The 4,805-nt window shown below is 71.9% G+C and carries 4 protein-coding genes and 1 tRNA gene; 2 read left to right on the forward strand and 3 right to left on the reverse strand.

The genetic code is table 11. From position 1 onward, the window contains the following. Window positions 1–117 precede the first annotated feature (117 nt). The gene (locus ACFU7Z_RS36305; protein ID WP_181970694.1) at window positions 118–1,554 is read right to left on the reverse strand and encodes a Cys-Gln thioester bond-forming surface protein; all 1,437 of its coding nucleotides are present in this window, start codon (window positions 1,552–1,554) and stop codon (window positions 118–120) included. 354 nt (window positions 1,555–1,908) lie between these two features. After that, on the reverse strand, window positions 1,909–2,505 hold the full coding sequence (locus ACFU7Z_RS36310) for a single-stranded DNA-binding protein (protein WP_380782300.1): 597 nt from the start codon (window positions 2,503–2,505) through the stop codon (window positions 1,909–1,911). A 654-nt stretch (window positions 2,506–3,159) separates the two neighbouring features. Between ACFU7Z_RS36310 and ACFU7Z_RS36315 the strand changes: the two genes are divergently transcribed. Then, window positions 3,160–3,235: transfer RNA gene (locus ACFU7Z_RS36315), tRNA-Arg, on the forward strand. A gap of 250 nt (window positions 3,236–3,485) precedes the next feature. Here the strand turns inward: ACFU7Z_RS36315 and ACFU7Z_RS36320 are convergent. Continuing rightward, on the reverse strand, window positions 3,486–4,103 hold the full coding sequence (locus ACFU7Z_RS36320) for a TetR/AcrR family transcriptional regulator (protein ID WP_380782302.1): 618 nt from the start codon (window positions 4,101–4,103) through the stop codon (window positions 3,486–3,488). Window positions 4,104–4,178: 75 nt separating this feature from the next. Between ACFU7Z_RS36320 and ACFU7Z_RS36325 the strand changes: the two genes are divergently transcribed. Continuing rightward, window positions 4,179–4,727 carry a GNAT family N-acetyltransferase gene (locus ACFU7Z_RS36325; protein ID WP_380782304.1) on the forward strand — a complete coding sequence of 183 codons (549 nt, stop codon included), beginning with the start codon at window positions 4,179–4,181 and terminating at the stop codon, window positions 4,725–4,727. The last annotated feature ends 78 nt before the right edge of the window (window positions 4,728–4,805 follow it).

Genomic DNA, 4,805 nt, shown 5'->3' on the forward strand with positions numbered 1-4,805 from the left:
GGTGCGGGGAGCCGGGCCGGTGCCGCTCTCAGGGCCTCGGGAGGTCGGTGACCCCCGGCCCGCTCGGGCGGTTCCGTCGCTTCGGGCGCTTCGGGCGCCTCAGGCGGTTCGGACGGTTCAGGCGGTGGTGCGACCGTGGCGGCCGCGGCGGCGCAGGACGAAGACGGCGGCGCCACCGGCCACGACCAGGCCACCGGCGACGGCGGCGAGGATCGGGGTGGAGTCATTGGCACCGGTCTGGGCCAGGCCACCGGTGCCCGGGGCGGCGCTGGTGGTCGCCGGGGTCGGCTGGCCGGCGCCGGTGCTCGGGGTGCCCGACGGGGCCGCGCTCGGGGTGCCGGACGGCGTGCCGGTCGCGGCGGGGGTGGTCGGGGCCGGGGTCGGGGTCACGCCGACCTTGCAGTCCAGGACGCCGGTGAACTGCTTGGTGTAGCCGTTCGGGCCGGTCACGGTGAAGTCGTAGTGCGCCTTCTCCTCGACCTTGACGAGCACGCTCTCGGTCTTGCCCGGCTGGACGGCGACCTGCTGCTTGCCGACCGTGACGGTGGCGGCCTCGTCACCGCTGTTGGTGACGGACACCCGCACGCCGCCGGTGGCGCACTCCTCCTTGGCGGTGCTGTCGATCAGCGCGCCCTTGCCCTGCTTCCAGGTGGCCTTGGCGCCGCCGGCGACGTTCACCTTGGTGGAGCCGGCCAGGATCATGGTCTGGCTGTGGCGGCCGCGGGAGTCCACGCCGCTCATGAAGACCCGGCCGCTGAGCACGGTGGCCTCGGCGGTGGCGTTGATGGCGGCCTTGCCGTCCGGGGTGCCGGCCGGCACGTCCAGGAACAGCGGGGTGTCCTTGCCGATCGGACCGGCCAGGCTGCCGTTGACCGGCTTGCTGTCCTTGTCCAGCAGCTTGATCTTGTCCGCGGCGTCGCCGGTGACGGTCAGCTTGACCTCGTTCGCGCTGGAGTTCAGCAGGAACGGGCCGAGCTTGCCGCCCGACTTCCCGGAGACCGAGTCCGGGGAGAGGGTCAGCGAGGGCTTCGGCTCGGCCGCGACGCCCTTGTTGGCGTCGCCGACGAGGTAGTCGCGCAGCTTCTTGGCCTTGTCGTTGCGCGGGACGGCGTTCTTGTTGTCCGAGAACTTCCAGATCGCGGCCTGGGTGCCGGCGGCGGCGTCCGCGTCGGTCAGGCTGTCGACGCCGGCGGCCGTCGCGAGGGACGTCAGGCTGGCCTGCGGGTACGAGTTGTCCAGGATCCAGCGGATCTTGGGGGCGTTCGCGTTGCTGTTGAGCGAGCTCGACGCCCAGTCCGCCTCGTGGTACTTGGCGCCGCTGTCCAGGTAGACCGGGTTGTCGAAGTCGATGCAGTACGTCCGGAGCTTCTCCCCGGCAGCCGTCTTGAGGGTGAACAGACCGCCGTCGACGGTGCCCTTGCCCTCGACGTCGATCTTCTCGCCGAGCATCTCGTTCTGGACTTCCGCCGTCACGCCCGAGGTCGGGGCGCCGGCCGCGACCGCCGCACCGGCCGCGAACAGGCCTCCGCCAAGCGCCAAGCTGGTCGTGAGCATGACAGTGGTTATCCGGGACAGACTCCGCCCCTGCCTCTGGAACATCTGGGATCCCTCCGGGCCGGGCCGCACCGAGTGGGCGGCCCGCCGACTTGCCGTTCCGCGCGTGCCCCCTGTGGCACTGCTACGGGTATGAACCAGACGAATCCTATTGAGCCCCAGAGGCCCGGAAACCCCCATGCGAAATCAGGACGATTCCGTATCTGGATCGTTATCAATCCCCTCAAGTCCCACACAAGCTGACGGTCGGCCAGAAAGTCCCGGGCCGCTTTCTGTTATCCGGTCGGATTGCGCATGCGGGCACAACGACGTTCTCGATCAACATATTTGTCGACAGGGAAGGTCACCGACCGATCAGGTCAGGGCATCCTCGGCGCCACCTCCCCGCTCCGCCCCGGACACCTCGCCCGACTCCCCCGCGGCCGGCCGCCCGCCCGGCGGCAGCGCCCGGACGACGGGTGCCGCGACCGCCGCCGGGGGCGCCCCGGAGCCCCTGCGCGCCTCCACCGCGCTGACGATCCACCCCGGCACGGCCTCGCCCCCGCCCTCCGCCCCGACCGGACCAGCGCCGCCGGGCGGCTGCCCGCGCACCCCCGCCGCCCACCGGAACGCCGTGGTACCACGGGTGAGGTCGTGTCCGACCGATCGGGCGTCGATCTCGGCCCGGCTCCGCTTCACCTCCCCCTCCGTCCATTCGCGCACCCGCAGCCGGCCGCTCACCAGCACCGGATCGCCCTTGGACAGCGAGCCGATCAGATTGACCGCCAGCGCCCGCCAGGCCGTCACCGCCACCCACTGCGTCTCGCCGTCCACCCAGCACTCGCGCTGCCGGTCGTACCGCCGCTCGGTGCAACCGAGCCGGAAGTTCGCCATCGGCACCCCGCCGCTGGTTTCGCCGTAGCTCACCTCCGTCGCCACATTGCCGATCACCGTCACATGCGTCTCGCTCACGGCGCACCCTCCGTTCTCGCCGATGCACCGTACGGAATCGACCGGTGCGCCTTGAGCGTGCACTTCAGGGGAAATCCGGGCCACCGACTTCCGAAATCCTGTGGATAACTCGGGCCTGTGGAACTGTTGTCACCCGCAGGGGTGAATTTCAGCCTTCCGTCGCCGCTTCGACCCCGCTTCTTCGCGGCCATGACAACAAACTCGCTGCTCGCCGCCCGGCCGGCGCACCCCGGAACCCGCCCGGGAACGCGCTCCGGAAGGCGCCCCGACGGCCGTCCGCGCACGTCATACGACCGGCGCAACCGCGATTAAGGCCCCCACCCGCACCGTCGGCGCCGCATTCTCCGTGCCGAATCCATAACGGGTGAGGAGGCAGCCCCGTAACGACTGCACAACGTCCGGCGCGGAACACTCCCAGACCGCTGCACTCACGGCCTTCACCTGCGATTATCGGACCGCTCCACCGAACCGACACACCAACGGCGGTGTCGTCACACCCGGCCTGGGAACCGGTCACCCTTATCCTGTCCCCGACAGGGCGAGGGCCCACCACCCCCACCCCCACCCTCAGGTACGGGGCCGGACAGCGCGCGCCCCGGCGCTCGCCAGCCCGATCCCGGCCACGGTCGCGCCCGCCAGGGCACCGCCCGTCCCGCCCCCATAGCTCAGCGGATAGAGCACCCGCCTTCTAAGCGGTAGGTCGCAGGTTCGAATCCTGCTGGGGGCACCACCCCGCAATTCCGCAGGCCACCACTCCGGCGGACACTTTCCGTGTCCGCTCCGGACCAGTCGGTAATCCCGTACACCAACCGTTCCGCGCACTCATCGCACAGAACTCGTGACCATGCGTGTCGGGCCGTCGGGAAAACGGGGCGAAAAACGGGTCCAACCGGAACAACCGGAATTCCCGGTGAATCCCCCACCCCGAACACGCCGGAGCCCGCCCCGGGCCGGGCCGGCGCGCCCGGAAGCGCCCCGGCCTACCCCGCCAGCCCGGCCAGCCCGGCCAGGTAGGCATCCAGCAGCTCCGTCTGCCGCTCCGCCGGGAACTCCTCCGGGGCGAACAGCGCCTGGACCACCAGGCCCAGCACGAAGGCCTGCGCCCCCGCCGCGAGCGCGGCCGGGTCGGCCCGCACCGGGAGCTCCCCCAGCCGCTGGGCGTCCGCGACGTGCGCCGTGAGCGCGGTGCGCGAGCGCGCGTAGCGGCCCGCGTGGGCGGCCGCCAGCTCCGGGTCGGCCAGGGCGTGGTCCCAGGAGCCGACCCAGATCCGGTTGTCGGCGGCGGCCTCGCCGTCCAGCGGCAGCACGTCCAGCAGCGACGCCCGCACCCGGGCCAGGCCGGCCGGCGGCGCGCTGCCGTCGGCCGGGGCGGTGCGCCGGGGCCGGGCCAGCGAGCGCCGGTCCAGCTCCTCCAGCGCGTGGCTCAGCAGCGCCCGCTTGTTCGGGAAGTAGTGCGTCAACAGCCCGGTGGAGGCACCCAGTTCGGCGGCCACCGCGCGCAGGGTCAGCCCCTCGAAGCCCCGGGTGGAGAGCACCCGCCACACCCCCTCGGAGACTTCCGAGCGTCGGGCGTCATGGTCTCCACGGGCCGGTGTCATGGGGGCTATCTTACGTACCAAACGTTTGTTATGAATAGTCCAGCCAACCTCAGCACCACCCGTGAAAGGCCGCCCGTGTTTGCCGTACCGCTCACCGAGAACGCCGAACTGCGCCCGCTGGAGCCCTGGCAGGCGCCCGAGTTCCTGACCCACCTCGACCGCGCCCGCGCCCACACCGACCCGTGGATCCCCTGGGCCACCTTCTCCGTCGACCTGGAGTCCGCCCGCGCCACCCTCCAGCGCTACGCCGACGGCCTGGCCGCCGACCAGAAGCGGATCTACGGGATCTGGCTGGACGGCACCCTGGTCGGCGGCGTGATGTTCGTGAGCTTCGACGCCCGGTCCGGCGTCTGCGAGATCGGCGCCTGGACGGAGCCGGCCGGCGAGGGCCACGGGCTGATCACCGCCGCCGTCAAGCAGCTGCTCGACTACGCCTTCACCACCCGCGGCATGCACCGCGCCGAGTGGTGGTGCTCCTCCGTCAACGCCCGCAGCCGGGCGGTCGCCGAGCGGGTCGGCATGACCCGCGACGGCGTGCTGCGCGAGTGGTACCCGTACAACGGGGTCCGCTACGACAAGGAGATCTGGGCCGTGCTGGCCAGTGAGTGGACCGGCCGGGCCTGAACCGGCAACGGCGCCGGGCCCGGTGGACTCCCCCGCCCACCGGGCCCCGCGCCGAACCGCACCGCACCGAACCGCCCC

The sequence above is a fragment of the Kitasatospora sp. NPDC057518 genome, from assembly GCF_042802075.1.
Lineage (GTDB): Bacteria > Actinomycetota > Actinomycetes > Streptomycetales > Streptomycetaceae > Kitasatospora.

Bases quoted from the DNA above. Each gene is read 5' to 3' on its own strand.
- ACFU7Z_RS36320 (WP_380782302.1), bottom strand. From the start codon at position 4,103: ATGACACCGGCCCGTGGAGACCATGACGCCCGACGCTCGGAAGTCTCC.
- ACFU7Z_RS36305 (WP_181970694.1), bottom strand. From the start codon at position 1,554: ATGCTCACGACCAGCTTGGCGCTTGGCGGAGGCCTGTTCGCGGCCGGT.